Here is a 23,168-nt window from a genome sequence, read left to right as displayed (position 1 = left end):
GGAGGAATCACTATGTTTCAAAAAATATTAATTGCGAATCGCGGGGAAATTGCTGTTCGTATTATGAAAACTTGTCAAAAACTTGGCATACGCACTGTTGCTATTTATTCTGAAGCAGATGAAAATGCCCTTCATGTGAAGATGGCAAATGAAGCTTACTTAGTAGGTGGACCGCGTGTTCAAGAAAGTTATTTAAACCTTGAAAAAATTATTGAAATAGCTAAGAAGACAAATGCAGAAGCGATTCATCCGGGTTATGGTTTATTATCAGAGAATCCGTCTTTTCCGGTTCGTTGCAAAGAAGAAGGAATCGTATTTATCGGTCCTTCAGAAGAAATCATTACGAAGATGGGAAGTAAAATCGAATCACGTATCGCAATGCAAGCAGCAGATGTCCCAGTAGTCCCAGGTATTACTACAAATATTGAAACTGCTGAAGAAGCAATTGAAATTGCAAAACAAATTGGTTATCCCTTAATGCTTAAGGCATCCGCAGGCGGCGGAGGCATTGGTATGCAGTTGATGGAAACTGAGCAAACGCTCAGCAAAGCGTTTGAAAGTAATAAAACAAGAGCGCAAAACTTCTTTGGTAACGGAGAAATGTATTTAGAGCGATATATAGCAGATGCGCATCATATTGAAATTCAGCTTTTAGCAGATACACATGGTAACACAGTGTATTTATGGGAGCGTGAATGTTCGGTACAGCGCCGAAATCAAAAAGTAATCGAAGAAGCACCTTCACCATTTTTAGATGAAGGTACACGAAAGGCGATGGGAGAAGTTGCTGTACAAGCTGCCAAAGCACTTGGCTATACAAATGCAGGTACAGTTGAGTTTCTTGTAGATGATCAGAAGAACTTCTATTTCTTAGAGATGAATACGAGATTACAAGTAGAGCATCCAGTGACAGAAGAAATTACGGGATTAGACCTTGTAGAACAGCAACTCCTTATCGCAAGTGGAGAGAAACTATCATTTACTCAGGATGATGTAAAATGTAGTGGTCATGCCATTGAAGCTCGTATTTATGCAGAGGATCCGAAAACATTCTTCCCATCACCTGGGAAAATTACAGATTTAACATTACCGTCAAATGTACGGATTGATCACTTCTTAGAAAATCATGTAACGATTACACCTTTCTATGATCCAATGATTGCGAAAGTCATTGCACATGGAGAGACTCGTGAAGAAGCAATTTCGAAATTACATGATGCTCTAGAAGAATTAAAAGTAGAAGGTATTAAAACGAACACGCCAATGCTACTGCAAGTTTTGGAAGACGAAGTGTTCAAAGAGGGTATTTATACAACGGGTTTTGTAACGAAACAACTCGTTAAAAAATAAGATTTAACAATATTAAGGGGGAAAAAATGATGACGAAAGTATACGCATCGATGGCAGGAAACGTTTGGAAGATTGTTGTAGGAGTAGGAGATACAGTAGAGGAAGAGCAGGATGTCGTCATTTTGGAATCTATGAAAATGGAAATTCCAATCATTTCAGAAGAAGCTGGCACAGTTATGAAAATTAATGTGCAAGAAGGCGATTTTGTAAATGAAGGAGATGTATTATTAGAAATTGAATAGGGAGATATAGGGGGAAGCGAATTGAAACTACCTAATTTTGCTGTCATTAAAGAAGTCGGGCCACGTGATGGCTTACAAAATGAAAAAAAGATTGTTGGCACAAAAGATAAAGTAAAATGGATTCAACTACTTACAGAAGCAGGATTGTCGTATGTTGAAGTTTCCTCATTCGTTCACCCAAAATGGGTCCCTGCATTAGCAGATGCAAATGATGTATTTTCTGAGCTGAAAAGGGATCCAAATGTTACATATGCTGCGCTTGTTCCGAATCAAAATGGTTTGGAACGAGCTTTTTTGCAAAATGTAGATGAGGTGAATGTTTTTTTATCAGCAAGTGAATCTCATAATAAAAGTAATATTAATAAATCGATTAAAGAAGCATTAGTTGTAATTGAAGATATAACAAAACAGGCATTATTCGAAGGGAAAAAGGTAAGAGGCTATGTTTCTACTGTATTTGGATGTCCTTATGAAGGGGATATAAGTCACGCAGCAGTTGACGAATTATGTAATCAACTATTTTCATACGGCATTTATGAAGTTTCTCTTGGGGATACAATCGGTGTAGCGAATCCATTACAAGTAGAACAAGTATTAGAACATCTATTAAAGAAGTATGATGCTTCGCAGTTTGCAATGCATTTTCATAATACGTATGGAATGGCTCTAGCGAATGTAGTTAAATCATTAGAATACGGTATTACAACGTTTGATAGTTCTTGTGGTGGACTCGGGGGCTGCCCTTATGCACCAGGAGCATCAGGTAATGTTGCTACTGATGACCTAGTACATATGCTCCATAAATTAGGAGTTCAAACGAATATAGACGAAGAAAAGTTATTGCGAGCTAGTCAATTTATTCAAAGTAAGCTAAATATCCAATTACCAAGTCATGTGTATAGAGCGCTTCAACATAAAACGATAAGTAGGTGAGTAGATGCTACAATTACAAAACATTTCCGTTGATTACGTAACACCTCACGTAGTAAAGATTTCGTTAAATCGTGCAAGACAAGCAAACTCATTATCTTTAGCATTATTAGATGAATTACAAACTATATTAACTCAAATAAGTGAAGATTCAAAAGCGCGTGTAGTTATTTTGACTGGTGCTGGTGAAAAAGCATTTTGTGCTGGTGCAGATTTAAAAGAGCGTGCCGATATGAATGAAGAACAAGTTCGCCATGCTGTTAGTATGATTCGCACTACTATGGAGATGGTTGAACAATTACCACAGCCAGTTATTGCTGCAATAAATGGAATCGCACTTGGTGGTGGTACGGAATTAAGTTTAGCTTGTGATTTTAGAATTGCTGCTGAATGTGCAAGTCTTGGTCTTACTGAAACGACACTTGCAATTATACCAGGAGCAGGTGGTACACAGCGCTTACCGAGATTAATTGGAGTTGGTAGAGCGAAAGAATTAATTTATACAGGTAGACGTATTTCAGCGCAAGAAGCAAAAGAATATGGTTTAGTAGAATTTGTTGTACCAGCTAATTTACTTGAAGAGAAAGCGATTGAAATAGCAGAGAAAGTTGCTAGTAATGGACCTATTGCTGTTCGATTAGCAAAAGAAGCGATTTCAAACGGTATTCAAGTTGATTTACATACCGGATTACAAATGGAAAAACAAGCGTATGAAGGTGTAATCCATACGAAAGATAGATTAGAAGGATTACAAGCATTCAAGGAAAAACGCACACCAACGTATAAGGGGGAGTAAATATGTTAGATCAAAAACAACAATCAAATACATTTGAAGAACGAGTTGAAACGATTAAACAAGGCGGCGCACCAAAATATCATGAACAAAATAAAGCAAAAGGAAAATTATTTGTTCGAGATCGTTTAGCGCTTCTATTTGATAATGGCGAATATGTAGAAGATGCATTATTTGCTAACTGTGAACAAACAGGCTTACCTGCGGACGGCGTTGTAACGGCAACGGGTAAAATACATGGTCGTACTGCATGTGTAATGGCCAATGATTCTACTGTAAAAGCTGGATCGTGGGGATCACGCACAGTTGAAAAGATTTTACGTATTCAAGAAACAGCTGAAAAACTACGTGTTCCGTTATTTTATTTAGTCGACTCTGCTGGAGCACGTATTACAGATCAAGTAGAAATGTTCCCAGGGCGCCGTGGTGCAGGAAGAATCTTCTATAATCAAGTGAAATTATCAGGTAAAGTTCCTCAAGTATGCTTATTATTTGGACCTTCTGCAGCTGGTGGTGCCTATATTCCAGCCTTTTGCGACGTTGTAATGATGGTAGAAGGAAATGCATCTATGTATTTAGGATCTCCTCGTATGGCTGAGATGGTTATCGGTGAGAAGGTAACTTTAGAAGAGATGGGCGGAGCTCGTATGCATTGCTCTGTATCAGGATGCGGAGATGTTTTATGTAAGACAGAAGAAGATGCGATTACACAAGCAAGACAATACATTTCATATTTTCCAAATAACTACTTAGAAAAGACTCCATTGGTTACACCTCAAGAACCGAAACAATTCGATAAAACGTTAGAACAAATCATTCCAGAAAATCAAAATGCTCCTTTCAATATGAAAGATCTCATTAATAGAGTTATTGATGAAGGTTCATTCTATGAAGTAAAAAAATTATTTGCTCAAGAGCTAATTACAGGCTTAGCACGTATTGATGGTAAGCCAGTTGGTATTATTGCAAATCAGCCGCGTATGAAGGGCGGCGTATTATTCCATGATTCAGCTGATAAAGCTGCTAAGTTTATTAATTTATGCGACGCATATCATATTCCATTATTATTCCTTGCGGATGTACCAGGATTTATGATCGGTACAAAAGTAGAGCGTGCTGGTATTATTCGCCACGGTGCAAAAATGATTTCTGCAATGAGTGAAGCGACTGTACCGAAGATTTCTATCGTTGTTCGTAAAGCATATGGTGCTGGTTTATATGCGATGGCAGGTCCAGCATTTGAACCAGATTGCTGCCTGGCATTACCGACAGCCTCTATTGCGGTAATGGGTCCAGAAGCTGCGGTCAATGCTGTATATGCAAATAAAATTGCAGCTTTACCAGAAGAAGAGCGTGCTAGCTTTATTGCTGAAAAACGTGAAGAGTATAAGAAAGATATTGATATATACCACTTAGCATCAGAGATGGTGATTGATGGTATTGTTCATCCAAACAATTTACGTGAAGAGTTAAAAGGACGTTTCGAAATGTATATGAGTAAATATCAAGTATTCACGGATCGTAAACATCCTGTATATCCAGTTTAAAAGCCCTATTTAGGGCTTTCTTGCTCAAAAAGTTAAGGAGGGGAAAACATTGAAACAAGCAGTTTGGTTTCCAACAGAAGAGTACAAGGAAAAAACACGTTTATATAGTTGGATGAAATCATTGGGATATGAAGACTATGAAACTTTTTATAATAAATCTATTGAGGAAACAGCTTGGCTTTGGGGAGAGGCAGAAAAAGCAGTTGGCTATCAATGGATGAAACCTTATACAGAAGTGTTAGATTTAGAAAATGGTACACCGTTTGCACAGTGGTATAATGGCGGAACATGTAACGTTGTAGAATCAGCTTTATCCCGCTGGCTTGCGGATGAAGAGACAAGAATACAGCCAGCACTTCAGTACGAAGGAGAAAATGAAACTTCAAAATCATTTACATATGAAGAGCTTGATAACTGGGTAAGCCGTGTTGCCAATGGTTTGAAACACGCGGGTATTGAAAAAGGTGACCGTGTAACAATTTATATGCCGATGATTCCAGAAACAGTTGTTGCGATGCTAGCTGTAATGAAAATTGGAGCAATTATTTCACCAATATTCTCAGGCTTTGCGTCTGATGCAGTTATGACACGTGTGCAAGCGGCGGGTTCAAAAATGATTATTACTGCAGATGGATTTTCACGCCGGGGTAAAATTGTTTCTTTAAAAGATGAAGTAGATAAAGCTTGTGAACATTGCCCAACTGTTGAAAAAGTTGTTATCGTTCGTCATGCAGGAAATGATTTTACACCACATAACTATGACTTTTCGTGGAGTACGCTAGAAAAAGAAAAACCATTCATACATGCCGAGGAAATGCAAAGTGATGATCCATTAATGCTCATTTATACATCAGGAACGACTGGTAAGCCGAAGGGAACAGTACACACGCATGCAGGATTTCCTTTGAAAGCAGCTTTTGATGCAGGATTTGGAATGAATATTAAACAAGGTGATCGTGTATTATGGGTAACTGATATGGGTTGGATGATGGGGCCATTTTTATTATTCGGTTCACTCATTAATGGAGCAACGATGGTTATGTACGAAGGTGTTCCAGACTTCCCAGAAGCAGACCGGTTATGGGAGACAGTTGATAAATATGAAATTACTCATCTAGGTATTTCGCCAACGTTAATCCGAGCATTAATGGCAAAAGGTGATGAGTATGTCAATAAACATTCTTTAAAGAGTTTGGAAGTATTCGCATCAACAGGAGAACCTTGGAATCCTGATCCATGGATGTGGCTGTTTAAAACAGTTGGAAAAGGAAATGTTCCAATCTGTAACTACTCAGGTGGAACTGAAATCTCTGGTGGGATTTTCGGTAATGTTCTTATTAAGCCAATCGCACCGATTAGTTTTAACGCATCTTTACCAGGAATGGCAGCTGTCGTACTGGATGATCAAGGTAAACCAATTCGAGATGAAGTCGGAGAATTATGCTTAGAGAAACCTTGGGTAGGTATGACGAAAAGCTTCTGGGAAGATGATGAACGTTACGTGAACACATATTGGTCGCGTTTTGACAATAAATGGGTCCACGGTGACTGGGTCATTTACGATGGTGAACAATATATCATCACAGGGCGTTCAGACGATACGTTAAATATTGCAGGTAAACGTATTGGACCTGCTGAATATGAATCTATTCTTGTGAAACATAACGATGTAATCGAAGCTGCTGCAATTGGTGTACCTGACGAAGTGAAAGGTGAAGTTTGTCATTGCTTTGCTGTATTACGAGAAGGGGTAATATTTACAGAAGATTTAAAGAAAGAATTAATGAGTTTAGTAAACTCACATATTGGAAAAGCGTTGTGTCCTAAAGATATCCACGTTGTAGAAGATTTACCGAAAACACGTAATTCTAAAGTAATGCGCCGTGTTATTAAAGCAGCTTACTTAGGTAAAGAATTAGGTGATTTATCATCGCTTGTAAATCCTGAAGTAGTACCGTTTATCCAGGGGTTACAGTCTAGTAAATTATAAAATTAGAAAGGGGCTCTATATAAATAGAGCTCCTTTTTTTATGTTAATAAAAAGAAAAGAAGTGAATTTGATGAAGAAGAAAAATTCTACTATTGGTGTTAAGTATGTTTTTTAGTTTTAATCAAAATACGATATTATGGAATGTCTATTCAATGGAGAAATACTAATTTACAACAACAAGGTGATGACAAAGCGCGACTGCTTATATGCCGGTTTAAACCTTTACGTATTCATTGATAAAAAGCTGACTATACTAAGTCAGCTTTTTATATATTACATCCTAGTATTTATCTCGCTATTTGCCGAGCAGTAATGCCCCCACCTAAAAATTCAGCGAAAGCAAGGAAGTAGGTGAGGGATCAACTTTCCGGAAAAGCCCGATTGATTCCAAAAGACATATTTTTTTCTTTACGTTGACATTAAAAATATTACCAATTTTTTCTTTTACAATGGCAACAAATAAAGAAACATTTACAACGACACTTATTTCGTTTAGAACTCCAATCATCATCACGATGACACTTTTCTTTAGATTTCCACCAATCATCATTACAATGTTTTTCCTGAGAACTCCAATCGTCATCACAATGACACTTTTCTTTAGATTTCCACCAATCATCATTACAATGCTTTTTCTGAGAACTCCAATCATCATCACAATGATGCTTTTCTTTAGATTTCCACCAATCATCACAACAATGCTTTTTCTGAGAACTCCAGCAATCATTTTTCCAAGACATTCATTTCTACCTCCTTTCAATAGTGTTCATATTATTCTATGTTTTAATAAAAAAATGGCTTGTTTATTAACCTACTATTTTATCTTTATATGATAGAGTGTTTTCTACTCGATATAGAGTTCATACAAACTATGCTAATTTTTAAGAGATAGTGGAGAGAACTACTACTAGTTATGGTGTTTTCCAATAAACATTTGTTGAAGAAAGCGTTCTGATTACATATAATATCTTATTTTCGAGTACGCTTTTTAAATGTATATTTCACAATGAAAAATGGGAAATCCACAAATAAAGTCTATGTATATGTGAGTTAATGGGAAAATCTAGTGTGTTTTTAAGGGGCATCTTATTAAAAGAAAAAGATTTGTTTTAGAAAGTGGTGTCTAAACATTAAATGGAGTAGGACTAAATTCACGGCCGCTCATTAAACAAGATTTTAATTAGGAGAAGTCTGTTTTTATAATGAATAATGAAAAGAAGGTTTGGTACAATTGTTTGTTTTTTTCTTTTTATGTGTTTGCCTCGTACCCTTTTAAGCTAGTGGACATACTTTACTAATAGAAAGGATTAGGGGGTGAGGTATTGGGTTCTCGATTTAATAATTGTAAAAAGAAGTGTACATGTAAACAAGATGATTGTTGGGAAGTATTCGAAGAGTGTAAAAAAGAACAGCATGAGAAATGTGATAATTCTTGTGTACAAGGAATTAGAGATGAACTTAAGAAATTAATTAATCGAACAGTTCAAATTAATACAGAGGGACGTACTTATGTAGGTACTGTTTCGTCTGTAAGTTGTGATGTAGTTAGGCTTGCGGCTATTCCTGGATCGGTTGGAGTAATTATTTCCATTTGTAAAATTGAAGCAATTTTCCCACCTGTTACAACGGTTACTGCTGACTTTGATTTTAATGGTATTGATGTAGCAAACAAAGCATAATTATGCTGCTTTTTTGTAAAGCCATTCACATGAATGGCTTTATTTTAATTTCATATAAAAGGAGAATATATTCTTTATATAGAAATAAGTTTGAGGTTATAAAGTATGATGTACGAAAGGAGCATGGAAGTGATTAAACTAAAAACCTTTAAAAAATCTGATTTTAAACAATTAATAATTTGGATTAATTCTGAAGAATTTCTAATACAATGGTCAGGAAATGCATTCACATTCCCTTTAGACGAACAGCAATTAGAGAAGTATATAGAAAGTGCAAATACACTCGCTTTCAAAGTGGTAGATGAAGAGACTTCAGACGTTATTGGTCATATTTCGCTTGGGCAAATAGATAATATTAATAAGTCCGCTAGAATTGGAAAAGTATTAGTTGGTAATACGAAGATGAGAGGACGTTCTATAGGAAAACATATGATGAAAGCAGTACTTCATATTGCTTTTGACGAATTAAAACTACATAGAGTAACTCTTGGTGTGTATGATTTTAATACATCGGCCATTTCATGTTACGAAAAAATAGGGTTTGTAAAAGAAGGCTTATTAAGAGAGTCAAAAAGAGTAGGAGAAACGTATTGGAATTTATGGGAAATGAGTATGTTAGAATATGAATGGAAGAAGTAGCAACGATAGTAATTTATAATTATATTATGTTAACAAAGGGGCTTGATGGGTATAGTGGATAATAAAACAAAAATAATTTCAATTGCAGCTGTTTCGGGGGGAGGTAAAACTACAATTACAGAAAGATTAAAGCATAAGTTTAAAAACTCAAAAGCTCTATATTTTGATAGTTATACATTTGATAACTCTCCTGCTGATATTTGTAAATGGATTGATGATGGGGCGAATTACAACGAGTGGGTATTAACACCATTAATTCATGATATTGAGCAACTTATACAAAATAATACCTTAGACTATATTATTGTAGATTATCCTTTTGCATACTTAAATAGTGAGATGCGAAAATTCATTGATGTAACTATATTTATTGATACGCCTTTAGATATTGCGATGGCTAGAAGGATTTTGCGAGATTTTAAGGAAGGTACAATAGATGAAATACATAATGATTTGGAACATTACATGACATATGCGAGAAAAGCTTATTTAGAGGCAATTCATACTGTTAAGCCGAATTCAGATATCATATTGGATGGTTCTTTATCTGTAAGTGAAATAATTAATCACGCTGTAGAGGAACTTGGCCGAAGAGAAGTGATTGTCAATGGTTAAATGTATAGAGGAATATATACAAGTTGCTGATTTTAAAATGTATACGAAAATATTCCAAGGAAAGAAGCAGCAGCCTGTTATTATATTGGAATCAGGCTATGGTGATTATTCGAAGGCATGGAATCAAACTGCTGAAGAACTGACGGAATATGGTACGGTACTTACATACGATCGGGCTGGATTAGGCAAAAGCGGGAAGAGTTCCAAGAAACGTATTAGTTCTGAAATGGTAAAAGATTTGAGAACATGCTTAAATCTTTTACAACTGAAGCCACCTTATATTTTTGTAGGACATTCTTTTGGTGGTATAAATGCACGTTTATTTACTGATTTTTATCCTGAAGATATGTTGGGAATAGTTTTGGTTGATTCGACACCAGAAAATTATAAAGAAGCATTTTTGCCAATCATGTCTCCAGAATTTCAAGAAGCTTACTATAAACAATTTGTACATGAAAGTTCTTATGAAGAGTTTATGTTTAGTCTGGGTGAAGCAGATAAATATTGTCAGTCGACGAGAGATATTCCACTCGTCGTGTTAGCTGCTGGTAAAAAAGCTTTTTATTCGCAAGATGCACAAATAAAATGGTTACAATTGCAAGAAGAATTATTAAGATTATCAAACAAAAATAAACTAATAATTGCAGAACAAAGTGGTCATTATATTCAAAAAGATGAGCCACATTATATAACAGATGCTGTTAGGTGGATAATTGAAGTAAGGGAGAGATAAATGTGTACACTTTATTTCAATATAATTGGCAAGTAAGAGACGATTGGTTTAAGTGGTGTGAACAACTTTCAGAGGAAGATTTACTTTGCAAACTGGGGGTATGTTAGAAACATTATTTCATATTGTAGATGTAGAGTATAGTTGGATTAGTGCTCTTCAAGGATAAGAAGATAGAGAACCGCAATTTAAAGATTATCAATCGATTCAAAAAGTGAAAGCGTTATCTGATTTATATAAACGAGAACTTGAAGTTTTTTTGCAGTCATGATCATCTAGCCTAGAATACTAGCACACTTAAAATAAGCCGTATAAAAAGTTAATCATTGGTGCTTTGATTATATAACGTCGGCGAAATAAATAGTGTGAAGGACAGATATTCTAACAAGTATTTTATGTAACGTTCGTATATTTAAATTTTCTTGTAATTAATCGAATTCTAATTTTTTAGAAACGGATAATGAGGTATGGGTGTTGATCTTTTTTATTGAATAAAATGGATTGATTTTTCGGATTTTCATTACAATATAAAAATTTAAATTTTGTTAGTTGTTAAAAAAAGATGAGAAGAAAATAGAAAAAGAGGGCTAATGCCCGCTTTTTCTATTAATTTGGTAATTAATCACAGATTGGTATCCCAAGCACTCTTAGAGCTAATGCTACTTGAAGGGAAATCTCTAATCTAGCAATTTCAATACCAGCTACTGAAAGAACTAAAAAAGGTTGTCCGTTTACAAATACAACACAACTATCCATAGTTAAGCCTCCTTTCTAGTAATCTACTATAGTATATGAGTAGAACTTTAAAGTGTAATAGTTCAATTGTTGGATTTAATAGAATTAATAGATTAACCCATTTAAACTAAATAAACGAATACAACGAAAGGAAAGAGAGATGGATGTATGTCTCAAAAAACATAGGTTTTAAGACATGTAATGGGATATGAAATTTATCATATTGGTCAGCTATCTATATGGGCGAGGGAGTTAAACTTGCAACCAGTTTCAGCAAATTTGATTGGACGAGGATGATAGAATTAAAAACCGACTTGCATCTCAAGCGCAAGTCGGTTTTTATATATAAGAAGATTTCTTAATTGAAATCCTCGGATTTTTTCTGACGTATATGTAAAAACATTAAGGTGGTAATGATTAAGAAAATCATTATAGTTTGTATAATTAAGTTTTTAAACTGAAGCAATATTGTCCAAGATGTAAGGGTGTCTTTAAAAGCTTGGAGTGCAGAGTACGAGGAAGGATCAAAACCATACTGTAGCAACTTTTTTGTTTCAATAAATGAAATGTTTTCTTCATCTGCATCTAATATTACTGAAATTAGTCTAGTATCTCCTAGTTTTGCTGTACTGACAAAACTATAATTACCGTTAGTTGAAAAACTAGTTTGTAAGCCATCAACACCTTGAAGTTTAATGTTTTCATTAAGGGAATATATCATTTTATTCGTATTGAAAACCTGGGAATCTTTGAAGGTAAATTGGTAAGAGGTTAGTTTCGTAATATTCAATACATCTGGAAAATCTTTTACTAATCGTGCAGCTAGTTTAGCTGCGTCTATTGCTGTTGTAGTTGATTGTTTATTTGTATCATGATTAATTCCAGTAGAGTTTAGAAATGGAGATGGTTGTAATAACTGTAGTTCTTTTGCTTTTTTATTCATTAATATTGTAAAGTTATCTTCATTTCCAGCAATGTGTTCTGCTAGAGCGAGTGCAGAACGATTATTCCCTGCCAGTAGCAATGCATGAAGTAAATCACGAACCGTTGTTTTATCATTCGATGTTACTTGTATAGGGCTTGTCTCTACTCGGAAAACTTCGTTACTTATTTGTACGAAGTCATCTAACTGTATCTTTCTATCATTTAGTTGCTCCAATACGATATATTCTGTCATTAATTTAGATAAAGTAGCTGATTGTACTGGAGTTTCTTCATTTTTTTTATAAACAATTTCACCCGAATTAGCATTTATTAAAATAGCTGATTTAGCTTGAATAATCGGACCATTTACATAAAGGTAAAAATATAAAACGATAAGTGCAGTAATGAAAAAAGATAATAATAAAATAGCGAATTTTTTTAAGAATTGCATAAGCGATCCTCCTATTATGACATCAATAATAGTATTGTAAAAAGGAATGCTTAATTAGGAAGAAAGAAAAGGTAAAGAATTTCTAAAGAATTATAAAGGATTATTAAATTTAGGGAAATAATAGAAAAAGTTCAATTTCTTATATGATAAGAAATTGAACTTTTTATTTGTAATATTAACATTTGTATGGAAGTAGTTTTACGGTGAATGTTGTTTTTTCGTCATCACTATATACTTCAATTGTTCCTTTATGCAACTCGACTATACTTTTTGCAATTGCTAATCCAAGTCCAGATCCACCAGTGTTTGTAGAGCGTGATTTCTCAACGCGATAAAAACGTTCAAAAATATGAGGTAAATCCGTACTAGGAATAGGTTGTCCGTAATTTGTTATATCAATTGTAATCATATTATTGCTTTCATAAGCAGTAAGGTCAATATAGCGACCTTCGCTTCCATAAGCGATAGCGTTTATAATAAGATTTTCAAACACACGCACTAATTTGTCACCATCAGCTAATACCATGAGCTTTTGAGACGGGAAAGAAGGCCGACATTCTATATTAGCTTCTTGAACCTGTATGCGGAATTGAACAGTTAATTGTCCAAGTAACTCTACAATATCAATAGGAACAGAATACAAGCTTAATTCTTTATTTTGAACACGTGTATATTCGAACAAGTCATTCATTAATGCATTAAGACGAGTTACTTTATCGTAAATGACTTGAATATAGTATCGCAATTCCACTTCATCTCTATAATTATCATGATGGATTAAATTTACGTATCCAACTATAGAAGTAAGGGGAGTGCGTAAGTCATGTGATACATTTGTAATAAGTTCACTTTTTGCTTGTTCCGCTTGTCTTTCTTCATCAATTGAGACTTTTAATTGTTCAACAATTTCATTGACCCCGATTGCTAATTCTTCTAGATAATTATGATTTACAATAGAAACTTTATGATTGAAGTTTCCATTTGCAATATAACGAATTTCTTCTATCATTTTTTTTATACAAGTTTCATAATAAAGTTTTTTCTCGTGACGATAAAAAATGTAAAGATAGGATGAAAAAATAGAAAATAAAAACAAATAAGATACAATCATCATCCATAAAGACTCTTTAATCCCTTTATACTTTTCATAACCAAAAATTCGAATGAATTCTTTACCGAGTTCGGTTAGAGTAAGTGAACTTTCAATTACACTCGTAACGAGGCGATAAATAATTAGTTCAGTAATAGGAGTGAGTGTGATAGCTAATAAAAGCCAAAAAATAAGTTTCCATTTAGGAATATCTTTTAATATATCAAATGCTTCATTTCTCAATTTTATAGCCAACTCCCCAAACAGTATGAATAAATTTTTCTCCATTTATTACTGTTTCAAGTTTATCTCGTAAGTTGCTAATATGGACCATTACCGTCTTATTTGAACCATAACCATCTTCATTCCAAACGCGTTCGAAAATTTCTTCTGAACTAAATACTCTTCCTGTATTACTCGCAAGTAAATATAAAATATCGAATTCAATAGAGGTTAGTTTAATGTACTCTCCATTTACTTTAACTGTATGATTATGTTTGTGTATTTCAACAGAGCGAATACGAATAATACCATCTTCATTCTTTTGCGAAGTAGCATTTTGGAAAGAGGATCTTCGTAATAAAGCTTTCACTCTAGCTACTAATTCTAATGGATTGAATGGTTTGATCATATAATCATCAGCACCTGTCATAAGGCCTAATATTTTATCCATATCTTCTGCTTTTGCACTAAGCATTAGAATTGGTACAGTATTATTTTCACGCACTTCCTGACAAACTTCTAATCCGTTTCGTTTTGGCATCATAATATCCAAAATCATAAGGTCAACTTCATATGTAGAAACCTTTTGCAATGCTTCATCGCCATCATAAGCTTTATAAATGTTATAGCCTTCATTTCGCAAATAAACAGCAAGTAATTCAACAATTTCTTTATCATCATCAATAATTAATATATTTTTATTCATTGTGTAGTTCCTTTCCTTACAAATCATCAACATTACTATAATATCAAACATTTATGTACTTGTAGCGATGATTCTGTATAAAATTTCATGTAACGTATTAAAAAGGAGTAAAAAGATTAATAACGAATATAAAATAACAAGGATATTTAGATTCCACATTATAATGAAAGTTAGTTATAAGGGGGATTTTCTATGTTATGTAATGATATATATTCATTTACTCCAACTGGAAAAATAGACAATGATATTAAAGCTTTTCTACTAAAATATAATAAAGAGTTTACATATAAACATCCAATTCGTGTGGCAAATGAGGCAAAAAAGATTGCAGAAAAGTTTCACGTAGATAAAGAAAAAGCAGCAATTGCAGGATATTTACATGATATTAGTGGCATTTTTCCGAACGAGGAGCGGATTGCAGTTGCTGAAGAATTTGGTGTAGAAATAGTGGAAGCGGAAAGAAAGTTTCCTATGATTATTCATCAAAAATTATCGAGGGTAATCGCAAAAGAAATATTTAAAGTCGAAGATGAAGAGATATTAAATGCAATTTGTTGCCATACAACGTTGCGTAAACATGCAACGAAGATGGATTTAGTATTATTTGTTGCAGATAAAATAGAATGGGATCAAAAAGGGACACCACCATATTTAATAGAAATAAAAAAAGAATTGGGAAAATCTTTGGAAAAAGCAGCTTTTGTATATATTTCATATTTGTGGGAAGGGAGAGATACATTGAAAGTTATACATCCGTGGCTAGAAGAAGCATATTGGGATTTAAAAAGAATTGTACAGTAGAAAGGACAAGGAAATGCAATTAAAAGAATATATGAATCAAACATTTCCAGGAGTTACATTAGGACCCTACTTATATTCTCAGTGGGAAAATCATTTACATTTTGATTTCGGAAAAGATAAATATCAAATTGTAGAAGGAACCGACGATTTAAATATGGAATACTTTTCTCAACTATATACATATAATAAATTCTTATTTGAAGACATATTTTCAAAAGAAGATGTAGTGTTTGTAGTGACAAATGTTTATAGATTTAAAAAGGAAAACATAAAAACTCCACAGAAAATAAATATATACAATAAATATATTAAGAAAAGAGATTTAAGATTTCATATAAGATAAGAAACGTTACCGTTTTTATTTGAAGATGAAGAAGCAGATTTATCCCGCTATTTGCCGGGCAGTAAGCCCCCCACTGATTAAAGTTTCACTTTATATTGTACATATCAATTTTCTTTTAAATGTCTTGCGGAAGATATTAAATATGAACCGCTGATACAAGCTGCTAATCATGAGGATTTTTCTGATCTGTATCTTCGATTTGGACGAAAAAAAGAAATTTCTTATCCAGATGTATTTCTCATAAATGCAAAGAAAGATATTGTGATGTTTATGTATGATGATAGAGGATGTGAAGTAATTGCGAAGAATAAAGAAATAATACGAGATTCATATAAGAAATACAAAGAATGGATTCCAGATTATGAACGAGAAAGTATAGATAACTTATTTAAATGACAATAGGGGAAGTGAAGCGTGTAATGAAGCGTATTGCAATTGTATCTGCATGGGAACCAGAACTGACGTATTTGCATCAACATTATCCGAGTGAACGTGTTGAAAAAAGAGCAGCTTGGGAATTTCATTTTCATACTATTAATGAGCTGGAAATTATATCAGTTGTTACTGGTGTCGGTAAAGTAAGCTGCGCTAGTTGTGTACAATTGTTAATTAGTGAGTTTCAGCCAGATGAGTTGTTTATGACAGGAATATGCGGAAGTTTATCAAACAAGGTGAAAAACGGTCATATTGTAGTGGCACTAAACGCAATACAACACGATGTTACTGCTGCTGGCTCAGGGGAAAATGTTTTTAATTTATATAACGGTAGAACAGCACCTATTGAAACAACAAAATCACTTGTAAGAAGAATAAAAAAAATACGATCGTATGATCCAATACATTTCGGTACATTTTTATCAGGAGATCAACGTATTCGTAGTTCAGAAATGAGATATTTACTCCATACCGTATATGGAGCATTGGCAGTTGATCAAGAAGTAGCAGCTTTCGCCTATGTGTGTCAAATAAATAAAAAACCATTTCTATGTTTAAAAGCTGCTTCAGATCAAGCAAATGATAAAACGAAAGAAGAACAAAAAATCTTTAAAATGCTAGCATGCGAAAGAGCATGTGAGCATTTAATTGCTTTTTTGCGTATTTATGAGATTAATGTAGTAAATAATAGATAGTTTGTTATAAAACAAATTAATAGTAAGTTATATGTAGGGAAATGTCCGTTCATTTCAAATTAAGAGCTGAAATTTATAATAGATGGAATATATTATATGGGTACATGTTGAGGTTAATACAAGCAATTGGAGGGCAATTTTATATGATTCAATATAAAAGATGTAGTGAAGTAAATATTGATTTAGTATATGAAGCTTTTAAAGATGGATTTTCCGATTATATTATTAAGATGGAAGTTTCAAAAGGTGATTTTATACACCGTTTTTTGGGACCAGAAGGTAATTTGCTAGAACATTCTTTTCTTGCTTTAGACGGTGACAAATCAGTTGGCGTAATATTAGGTGGTATAAAGGATTATGAAAGTATAAAGACTATGCGCTGTGGAACATTAGCGGTTCATCCTAATTACCGCGGTATTGGTGTGAGTCAAAAATTATTTGAACTGCATAAAGAAGAGGCGATTCAACATGGATGTAAGCAACTTTTTCTCGAAGTCATTGTAGGAAACGACCGAGCGATTCATTTTTATAATAAGTTGGGCTATGAAAAAGTGTACGATCTTTCTTATTATAATTTAAATGATTTGACTAAAATAATGAATAAAGATTGTAAGGATATTGAAGTAAAACAATTAGAATTTCCAACTTTTAAAGATGAAATTCAGAAATGGTTAAACTTCCATATAAATTGGCAAAATGATATTGATTATATCAAAAAAACAAATAATGTATTTTATGGTGCATATGTCGATAATGACTTAAAAGGCTCTCTATGTGTAAATAAACAAGGTAAAATTAGTTTTATTTTCGTAGACAAAGATTATAGAAATATTGGTGTTGGGATGAAATTATTACAAGTAGCAAGAGAAGAATTAAATTTATCAAGTTTATCAATTGGGTTTCCTAACAATAATTTACTGGAAGGTTTTCTTAAGAAATGTGGATTTGAAAAGAATTCTTTAGCGCAATATGAAATGTATTTATTACTCTAAGAGCGGAAAGATTTATTCTTTTCGCTTTTTATTTTGCTGTTATGTTGGTAAATGCTCCGCAACTATAATTTATAATGAGAGGGATTTTGTTTATCCTTAAGTTATTTTTTAAATTGTCAATTTCATGCTAATAATTTTCTTTGTATAATATTCTAATTTTATGTAGAATAGATACGATGGGAGGGGATGAAATGAATAATGGATTAAAGTTTAAGATTTTTGAATTGCATTGTCTCGTTCAAAAGACTTATTCTGATATTAAAATTGCGTGTGATATTGCTATTTATCAAGAAAACACTTCTAAATATTTAATTTCATTAGGATTTTTAAATAAATCATATATGACTTATATAGAAGCAAAAAGATTCTATCGCGAAAATGAAGAGCTTGTAAGTGTAGAATTTGATAATTTCTTTGATATGTATGATAAATTAGAAAACGAATTAAAACAAGTTATTTCAACTGAAGATAAAAATCCTTCATTGTTACATAGCAGACTTGATCAGTTTCAGCAGAAAGTTGAAAATATAAATGACCTAATAAAAGTATTGCAAAATGCTCGTTAATGAATGCTTTTTTCTGTTTGTATAGAAATTATGTATTAAAAACATTTTAGGGATATTACATATTGAAGAGGTGGCTTTTGTAGATTACAAAAGTCATCTTTTTATGTTTGGAATAGATTGTATACATTTTAGCAGTTTCATATAAATAATAGAAATTTATACGAGGTAAATATCATGGGAAATAAAAAAGAAATAGCTATAGTTGCATTAACAACAGGATTCGTTTTAACAAGTGTAACACCATATGGAGTAGGTCATGCAGAGGAACCTGGTCAAATGCAAGTTGAAATTCAAGAGGATTCGTTCCGTACAGGTGATCTTACACAACCATCAAAAAAGGCACCAGAGAATGTAGTGAAAGATGCGCTTAAGGAAAATACGGAGCATGCTTTGTCTCCAAAACAAGTTAGTGCAGAAACAGGAGTAGATTACAAGGTTCTTCAAAAACGTGGTTCTTATGATGGAACTACACTTGTCCGCATGCAACAAATTTATGAAGGAAAAGAAGTATATGGCCACCAGTTGACTGCTCACGTAGATAAAAAAGGTATTATTAAAAGCATTTCAGGAGCTAGCGCACAAAATTTAACACAAGAAGATTTAAAGAAACCTATTAATTTATCAAAAGAAGAAGCAAAACAATATATTTATAAAAAGTACGGAAACGATACTAAATTTATTTCAGAGCCAGAAGTTAAGGCAGTTATTTTTGTTGATGAAAATCATGGGCAGGCTAGCAACGCATATCAAGTTACATTTGCTGCTACAACACCAAATTATGTATCTGGAACTTATTTAGTGAATGCTCATAATGGTGATATGTTAAAAGATATGGTACAAGAATCAAGTTTGAAAATAAGTGAAGAGTATGTTGAATCCGTTAAGGAAAATAAAACTAACAATTTCACATCATTAACTGGAACAGGAAAAGATGATTTAGGCGTAACTCGTACATTTGGTATTTCTAAACAGACCAATGGGAATTATGCGCTTGCTGATTATACAAGAGGACAAGGAATTGAGACATATGATGTAAATTATAGAGATATTACAAATGAAGAAAGTTATTATCCTGGTATACTAGCAACTAGCGTTTCAACAACATTTAATGATCCAAAGGCGGTAAGCGCTCATTTCTTAGCAACAAAGGTATACGATTTTTATAAAGAAAAATATAAGCGTAATAGTTTTGATAATAAAGGAAAAAAAGTAGTTTCAGTTGTACATGCATGGGATTCTGGAGGAACAAATGATCCTGAAAATTGGGAGAATGCATTTAGTACTAATATTAATAACATTAGTATGCTTTTATATGGAGATCCTATGGTAAAAGCATTCGATATAGCGGGTCATGAATTTACACATGCAGTTACATCAAGCGAATCTAACCTTGAATTTTCAGGAGAATCTGGGGCGATTAACGAGGCATTATCTGATATTATGGGAACGGCTATAGAGAAATACATAAATAATGGGGAATTTAACTGGACAATAGGAGAACAAACTGGATCGACTTTTCGTAATATGAAAAATCCAACTGCAATTAATTTTTCAGAAGGACTACCGTATCCTGATGATTATAGTAAATATAATGATTTAAATGGAGAGGATTATGGAGGCGTTCATTTTAACTCAAGTATTATTAATAAAGTTGCGTATTTAATTGCACAAGGTGGTACTCATAACGGTGTAAATGTAAATGGTATTGGTGAAGATAAAATGTTTGATATTTTCTATTATGCAAATACTGATGAATTAAACATGACTTCTAATTTCTCTGAATTGAGATTGGCATGCCTTACAGTTGCAACTAATAAATATGGAACGAACTCAATTGAAGTTCAAGCAATCCAAAATGCTTTTGATGCGGCAAAAATTACAGGAAAAGTGAAAGAAAACGAAAAAACAGTAGAAAACCAAGCTCCAGAGTTAACTGTACCGATTACCATTACACTACGTGTAGGAGATACGTTTGATCCAATGAGAAATGTAAAAGCTGTTGATAAGGAAGATGGTGATTTAACAAATAAAGTAAAGCATAAAGGCGATGTAGATACTTCAAAATCAGGTACATACATTATGGAATACATAGTTGTTGATTCTCAAGGGCGGAATGCAACGGCAACACAGACTGTAATTATAGAGAAAAATGGAGAAACATCAGATTTAGAACCTAAATTAACAGTGCCTGTTAGAGCGACAATTTATGTAGGAGATTCATTTGTTCCAATGGCAGAAGTATTAGCTATCGATAAAGAAGATGGTGATCTCACTTCTAAAATCAAAGTTGATGGTGAAGTAGATACATCTAAAGCCGGTACTTACATATTAACGTACACGGTTACAGATTCTAAAGGTCATGAAGTAACGGCAAAGCAAACTGTAACGGTCAAAGTTAGAGAAGAAGTTAAAAATGATAAACCAATACTAAAAGTACCTGCTACAACTTCAATTACTGAGGGGGATCAATTTGATCCGTTGGTAGGAGTATCAGCTACTGACAAAGAAGACGGTGACCTTACTTCTAAAGTAGCGTATGAAGGAACTATAGATACAACTAAAGCTGGTACTTATGAAATAATATATAGTGTAAGAGATTCCGTGGGTAATGAGGTAAATACAATACAAAAAGTATTAGTGAAAGATAAAGAAACTAGCAAACCTAATGGTCTTGCTAATAAGACAAATAACAATAATATCTCAAATAACAGTAATACCGATAAAAAAGAATATACATATAAGGAGCTGCCAAAGACGGGTGTAAGTACAACTAACAGTGCAGCAATCGGCATATTGATGATTATTGCAGGTACAGTACTCACTTTGATTCGCAAATTTAGAAAGATACAAAAATAATAGTAGGGATTATTCGTTTGAAGAAAAGAGTTGAGTATTCATAAGAAATAAAGTAGAAAGTAAATAAAACGAAATATGGATTTTTTACTTATTAAGATTTTAATAGTTAAGCGGTACATTTGGCTTTTATAAAAATTTGCAGTTGGATACTATTCTGTCTACAGAACTATATTACATATAAAACACGTTACTATTCTCATTAAAATAAAAGAATAGTAACGTGTTTTTTGATTTGAAAATAGCATAAATCCTATAGCTCATGAATATAGGAGTACTTCTAATTTGCCATTGATAAGTTACTGAAAACACTTTGTTTTAATGGAAGTGTCACTCTAAATGACAACATGAGATTTTCGATATTTACCAGGTGTTTCATTGGTGAATTTTTTGAAAATTTTAGTGAAATAACTTTGATCGCTAAAATTAAGCGAAGCGCATATGTCTGATAAGGGATAGGTGGTGAAAGTTAATAATTTCTTTGCTTCTTCGATTCGTTCACGTTGAATGTACTCAATTAATGAAATACCGACTTCTTTTTTAAATAATATAGATAAATAATCTGAATTCACATTTGCAAATTTAGCAAGTTTTTTAACGGATATTGGATTGTAAATGTTTTTAAAAATGTAGTTTTTGCAAATAGCAATAGTCTGTGAATGTTGCTGTGTTTTTTGTGCCTTTACACGGTCTGCAAAGGTACAAAAAGCATTTTTTAATAAATCCCAAACAGATTCTTTGTCTTTTAAATCTTCTGTTCTTTGAATATGTAAATCATAAATTTTGTAAGCAATCCCAGATGGAAGTCCCCCTTTTATCGCATATCTAGTAGCGAGCGTGATGGATGAAATACAAATGTTTTTATGACGTCTTAATTGATGGAATGAAGATAAAGATGAAAGAGTCTCTTGTTGGAATTCGTAATAATATTTGAGTACGGTTTCTTTATCCCCGTTTTCTATAGAACCAAGCAGTTGCTGCTCTATATATAAATTATGATAAACGGATTCGTCTTTTTGCATTGAAATATATACATCTTCGTTTAAGATTCTGCTATGACTTATATGAAGTGAGTCACTGTTATTTGAAAAGGTGCTTACATCTGAAATTTTTTTATAGAAAATGTTATAGAACAATATTGCCATATTTACAAAGAAATTTTGATCTTTGACTGACAATGAAAAATAATGGTTTCTTGTTCTTTTATAATTTGGAATGAAATTAAGGTTACTATCCGTTTTACTTGTAGAAAAATTTACATGTGCCAAGGGCCCAATAATAACAGTACCGTTCACCATATAATCGCTCTTTATGTGAATTAAAATAAAGTGCCCTAGATGTTCGTGAGTTCTGAAGATGGGGGAATTATATGTATCATTTCTCTGAAAAAGCACATGTAACTGTTCTATTTTTGATGTATACAACGAGTGTGAATCATTTTTTGATGTGAATTCTAAAAGAATATTTTTGTTACAATCTAAAAAACAAACTGGAATTTCAAAAGATTGGAAAAACATATTGCAAATGTACTCTATCTCAACTAGACTGAGCTTTTTAGTCATATTCTTCCTCCTTACAGTTATGCGTAATAGTTAAATAAACATATATTCCTTTTTTCATAAGTAGAAACGGAAAATCTTTATTAATAAAAAATATAAATAAAAGTTATAAACTTCTAAGAATAATACCATAATTTAACATGAATAGCACATATTATTTGAATATACAGGTAATAGTTTTGGACAGTAGCGTAAAATATGAATCGTCACACTTATTTGTTGGTTATTACTTATATGTATTAAAAATGATTAAGGTTGGATTTTAAATAGGGATAGGAAGT

General features: G+C 33.0%; 21 protein-coding genes and 3 pseudogenes. 18 read left to right on the top strand and 6 right to left on the bottom strand.

Translation table 11 applies throughout. The annotated features are described in order from the left end of the window. Window positions 1-12 precede the first annotated feature (12 nt). From MRP26_RS17025 to MRP26_RS17000, 6 genes are read left to right on the top strand one after another with little or no spacing between them, the layout of a single operon-like run. On the top strand, window positions 13-1,350 hold the full coding sequence (locus tag MRP26_RS17025) for an acetyl-CoA carboxylase biotin carboxylase subunit (RefSeq protein ID WP_242806444.1): 1,338 nt from the start codon (window positions 13-15) through the stop codon (window positions 1,348-1,350). A 26-nt stretch (window positions 1,351-1,376) separates the two neighbouring features. Next, a complete protein-coding gene (locus tag MRP26_RS17020) occupies window positions 1,377-1,592 on the top strand; it encodes an acetyl-CoA carboxylase biotin carboxyl carrier protein subunit (RefSeq protein ID WP_001987345.1) in 216 nt (71 codons plus the stop codon). Window positions 1,593-1,613: 21 nt separating this feature from the next. Continuing rightward, window positions 1,614-2,525, top strand: a complete 912-nt coding sequence (gene mvaB / locus MRP26_RS17015; protein WP_016081565.1) for a hydroxymethylglutaryl-CoA lyase — start codon at window positions 1,614-1,616, stop codon at window positions 2,523-2,525. Window positions 2,526-2,529: 4 nt separating this feature from the next. Further along, a complete protein-coding gene (locus MRP26_RS17010; protein WP_242806443.1) occupies window positions 2,530-3,318 on the top strand; it encodes an enoyl-CoA hydratase in 789 nt (262 codons plus the stop codon). A 2-nt stretch (window positions 3,319-3,320) separates the two neighbouring features. Next, window positions 3,321-4,862 carry an acyl-CoA carboxylase subunit beta gene (locus MRP26_RS17005; protein ID WP_000886755.1) on the top strand — a complete coding sequence of 514 codons (1,542 nt, stop codon included), beginning with the start codon at window positions 3,321-3,323 and terminating at the stop codon, window positions 4,860-4,862. Between the two features lie 49 nt (window positions 4,863-4,911). Further along, complete coding sequence (locus tag MRP26_RS17000; RefSeq protein ID WP_078400532.1) at window positions 4,912-6,852, top strand: AMP-binding protein; 1,941 nt, start codon at window positions 4,912-4,914, stop codon at window positions 6,850-6,852. A 322-nt stretch (window positions 6,853-7,174) separates the two neighbouring features. Here the strand turns inward: MRP26_RS17000 and MRP26_RS16995 are convergent, their stop codons facing one another. Further along, window positions 7,175-7,579 carry a hypothetical protein gene (locus MRP26_RS16995; RefSeq protein ID WP_065483695.1) on the bottom strand — a complete coding sequence of 135 codons (405 nt, stop codon included), beginning with the start codon at window positions 7,577-7,579 and terminating at the stop codon, window positions 7,175-7,177. A 595-nt stretch (window positions 7,580-8,174) separates the two neighbouring features. On the opposite strand from MRP26_RS16995, the gene MRP26_RS16990 reads away from it, so the two are divergent. From MRP26_RS16990 to MRP26_RS16970, 5 genes and pseudogenes are all read left to right on the top strand, one after another. Then, window positions 8,175-8,531 carry a hypothetical protein gene (locus tag MRP26_RS16990; RefSeq protein WP_000535577.1) on the top strand — a complete coding sequence of 119 codons (357 nt, stop codon included), beginning with the start codon at window positions 8,175-8,177 and terminating at the stop codon, window positions 8,529-8,531. Window positions 8,532-8,636: 105 nt separating this feature from the next. After that, a complete protein-coding gene (locus tag MRP26_RS16985; protein ID WP_242806442.1) occupies window positions 8,637-9,170 on the top strand; it encodes a GNAT family N-acetyltransferase in 534 nt (177 codons plus the stop codon). 45 nt (window positions 9,171-9,215) lie between these two features. After that, window positions 9,216-9,785, top strand: a complete 570-nt coding sequence (locus MRP26_RS16980) for a nucleoside/nucleotide kinase family protein (RefSeq protein WP_242806440.1) — start codon at window positions 9,216-9,218, stop codon at window positions 9,783-9,785. Continuing rightward, complete coding sequence (locus MRP26_RS16975) at window positions 9,778-10,518, top strand: alpha/beta fold hydrolase (protein WP_000237653.1); 741 nt, start codon at window positions 9,778-9,780, stop codon at window positions 10,516-10,518. Before MRP26_RS16980 ends, MRP26_RS16975 begins: the two co-directional genes overlap by 8 nt. A 2-nt stretch (window positions 10,519-10,520) precedes the next feature. After that, window positions 10,521-10,780, top strand: a pseudogene (locus MRP26_RS16970) (DinB family protein); the annotation flags it as partial. 353 nt (window positions 10,781-11,133) lie between these two features. On the opposite strand, the gene MRP26_RS16965 reads toward MRP26_RS16970, so the two are convergent. Beyond that, the gene (locus MRP26_RS16965; protein WP_000376554.1) at window positions 11,134-11,271 is read right to left on the bottom strand and encodes a DUF3956 domain-containing protein; all 138 of its coding nucleotides are present in this window, start codon (window positions 11,269-11,271) and stop codon (window positions 11,134-11,136) included. 189 nt (window positions 11,272-11,460) lie between these two features. Between MRP26_RS16965 and MRP26_RS16960 the strand changes: the two are divergent. Continuing rightward, window positions 11,461-11,547, top strand: a pseudogene (locus MRP26_RS16960) (DinB family protein); the annotation flags it as partial. Between the two features lie 61 nt (window positions 11,548-11,608). Here MRP26_RS16960 and MRP26_RS16955 read toward each other — a convergent pair. The 3 genes from MRP26_RS16955 to MRP26_RS16945 form a co-directional block, all read right to left on the bottom strand. Further along, on the bottom strand, window positions 11,609-12,625 hold the full coding sequence (locus MRP26_RS16955) for a D-alanyl-D-alanine carboxypeptidase family protein (RefSeq protein ID WP_001160060.1): 1,017 nt from the start codon (window positions 12,623-12,625) through the stop codon (window positions 11,609-11,611). A 175-nt stretch (window positions 12,626-12,800) separates the two neighbouring features. Continuing rightward, on the bottom strand, window positions 12,801-13,958 hold the full coding sequence (locus tag MRP26_RS16950) for a sensor histidine kinase (protein WP_001243312.1): 1,158 nt from the start codon (window positions 13,956-13,958) through the stop codon (window positions 12,801-12,803). Then, window positions 13,948-14,643: a response regulator transcription factor gene (locus MRP26_RS16945; protein ID WP_001038807.1), complete on the bottom strand. Its 696-nt coding sequence runs from the start codon at window positions 14,641-14,643 to the stop codon at window positions 13,948-13,950. The genes MRP26_RS16950 and MRP26_RS16945 overlap by 11 nt, the downstream gene beginning before the upstream one ends. A 192-nt stretch (window positions 14,644-14,835) precedes the next feature. Between MRP26_RS16945 and yqeK the strand changes: the two genes are divergently transcribed. The 6 genes and pseudogenes from yqeK to MRP26_RS16915 all read left to right on the top strand — a co-directional run bounded on the left by yqeK (window position 14,836) and on the right by MRP26_RS16915 (window position 21,331). Beyond that, window positions 14,836-15,444 carry a bis(5'-nucleosyl)-tetraphosphatase (symmetrical) YqeK gene (gene yqeK, locus MRP26_RS16940; protein ID WP_242806438.1) on the top strand — a complete coding sequence of 203 codons (609 nt, stop codon included), beginning with the start codon at window positions 14,836-14,838 and terminating at the stop codon, window positions 15,442-15,444. A gap of 13 nt (window positions 15,445-15,457) precedes the next feature. Continuing rightward, window positions 15,458-16,183, top strand: a pseudogene (locus MRP26_RS16935) (DUF3885 domain-containing protein). After that, window positions 16,180-16,917, top strand: a complete 738-nt coding sequence (gene mtnN, locus MRP26_RS16930) for a 5'-methylthioadenosine/S-adenosylhomocysteine nucleosidase (RefSeq protein WP_142238995.1) — start codon at window positions 16,180-16,182, stop codon at window positions 16,915-16,917. The pseudogene MRP26_RS16935 and the gene mtnN overlap by 4 nt, the downstream one beginning before the upstream one ends. Before the next feature lie 143 nt (window positions 16,918-17,060). Continuing rightward, complete coding sequence (locus tag MRP26_RS16925; RefSeq protein ID WP_242806436.1) at window positions 17,061-17,909, top strand: GNAT family N-acetyltransferase; 849 nt, start codon at window positions 17,061-17,063, stop codon at window positions 17,907-17,909. A gap of 191 nt (window positions 17,910-18,100) precedes the next feature. After that, the gene (locus MRP26_RS16920; protein WP_001059022.1) at window positions 18,101-18,475 is read left to right on the top strand and encodes a hypothetical protein; all 375 of its coding nucleotides are present in this window, start codon (window positions 18,101-18,103) and stop codon (window positions 18,473-18,475) included. Between the two features lie 174 nt (window positions 18,476-18,649). Then, entirely contained in the window at window positions 18,650-21,331 is a 2,682-nt protein-coding gene (locus MRP26_RS16915) for a M4 family metallopeptidase (RefSeq protein ID WP_242806434.1), read from the top strand. 332 nt (window positions 21,332-21,663) lie between these two features. Here MRP26_RS16915 and MRP26_RS16910 read toward each other — a convergent pair whose 3' ends face one another. After that, window positions 21,664-22,890: an AraC family transcriptional regulator gene (locus tag MRP26_RS16910; protein ID WP_071730581.1), complete on the bottom strand. Its 1,227-nt coding sequence runs from the start codon at window positions 22,888-22,890 to the stop codon at window positions 21,664-21,666. Window positions 22,891-23,168 lie beyond the last annotated feature (278 nt).

This window comes from Bacillus sp. CCB-MMP212 (genome assembly GCF_022748145.1).
GTDB lineage: Bacteria > Bacillota > Bacilli > Bacillales > Bacillaceae_G > Bacillus_A > Bacillus_A cereus.
This window is presented reverse-complemented; position numbering and strand designations above follow the sequence as displayed.

What these genes read in the sequence shown, in the direction of transcription:
- MRP26_RS17025 (WP_242806444.1), top strand. Translation starts at nt 13, where the DNA reads ATGTTTCAAAAAATATTAATTGCGAATCGCGGGGAAATTGCTGTTCGT.
- MRP26_RS17020 (WP_001987345.1), top strand. Translation starts at nt 1,377, where the DNA reads ATGATGACGAAAGTATACGCATCGATGGCAGGAAACGTTTGGAAGATT.
- MRP26_RS17010 (WP_242806443.1), top strand. Translation starts at nt 2,530, where the DNA reads ATGCTACAATTACAAAACATTTCCGTTGATTACGTAACACCTCACGTA.
- MRP26_RS17005 (WP_000886755.1), top strand. Translation starts at nt 3,321, where the DNA reads ATGTTAGATCAAAAACAACAATCAAATACATTTGAAGAACGAGTTGAA.
- MRP26_RS16995 (WP_065483695.1), bottom strand. Translation starts at nt 7,579, where the DNA reads ATGATTGCTGGAGTTCTCAGAAAAAGCATTGTTGTGATGATTGGTGGA.
- MRP26_RS16985 (WP_242806442.1), top strand. Translation starts at nt 8,637, where the DNA reads ATGATGTACGAAAGGAGCATGGAAGTGATTAAACTAAAAACCTTTAAA.
- MRP26_RS16980 (WP_242806440.1), top strand. Translation starts at nt 9,216, where the DNA reads ATGGGTATAGTGGATAATAAAACAAAAATAATTTCAATTGCAGCTGTT.
- MRP26_RS16975 (WP_000237653.1), top strand. Translation starts at nt 9,778, where the DNA reads ATGGTTAAATGTATAGAGGAATATATACAAGTTGCTGATTTTAAAATG.
- MRP26_RS16965 (WP_000376554.1), bottom strand. Translation starts at nt 11,271, where the DNA reads ATGGATAGTTGTGTTGTATTTGTAAACGGACAACCTTTTTTAGTTCTT.
- MRP26_RS16955 (WP_001160060.1), bottom strand. Translation starts at nt 12,625, where the DNA reads ATGCAATTCTTAAAAAAATTCGCTATTTTATTATTATCTTTTTTCATT.
- MRP26_RS16945 (WP_001038807.1), bottom strand. Translation starts at nt 14,643, where the DNA reads ATGAATAAAAATATATTAATTATTGATGATGATAAAGAAATTGTTGAA.
- yqeK (WP_242806438.1), top strand. Translation starts at nt 14,836, where the DNA reads ATGTTATGTAATGATATATATTCATTTACTCCAACTGGAAAAATAGAC.
- mtnN (WP_142238995.1), top strand. Translation starts at nt 16,180, where the DNA reads ATGACAATAGGGGAAGTGAAGCGTGTAATGAAGCGTATTGCAATTGTA.
- MRP26_RS16925 (WP_242806436.1), top strand. Translation starts at nt 17,061, where the DNA reads ATGATTCAATATAAAAGATGTAGTGAAGTAAATATTGATTTAGTATAT.
- MRP26_RS16920 (WP_001059022.1), top strand. Translation starts at nt 18,101, where the DNA reads ATGAATAATGGATTAAAGTTTAAGATTTTTGAATTGCATTGTCTCGTT.
- MRP26_RS16915 (WP_242806434.1), top strand. Translation starts at nt 18,650, where the DNA reads ATGGGAAATAAAAAAGAAATAGCTATAGTTGCATTAACAACAGGATTC.
- MRP26_RS16910 (WP_071730581.1), bottom strand. Translation starts at nt 22,890, where the DNA reads ATGACTAAAAAGCTCAGTCTAGTTGAGATAGAGTACATTTGCAATATG.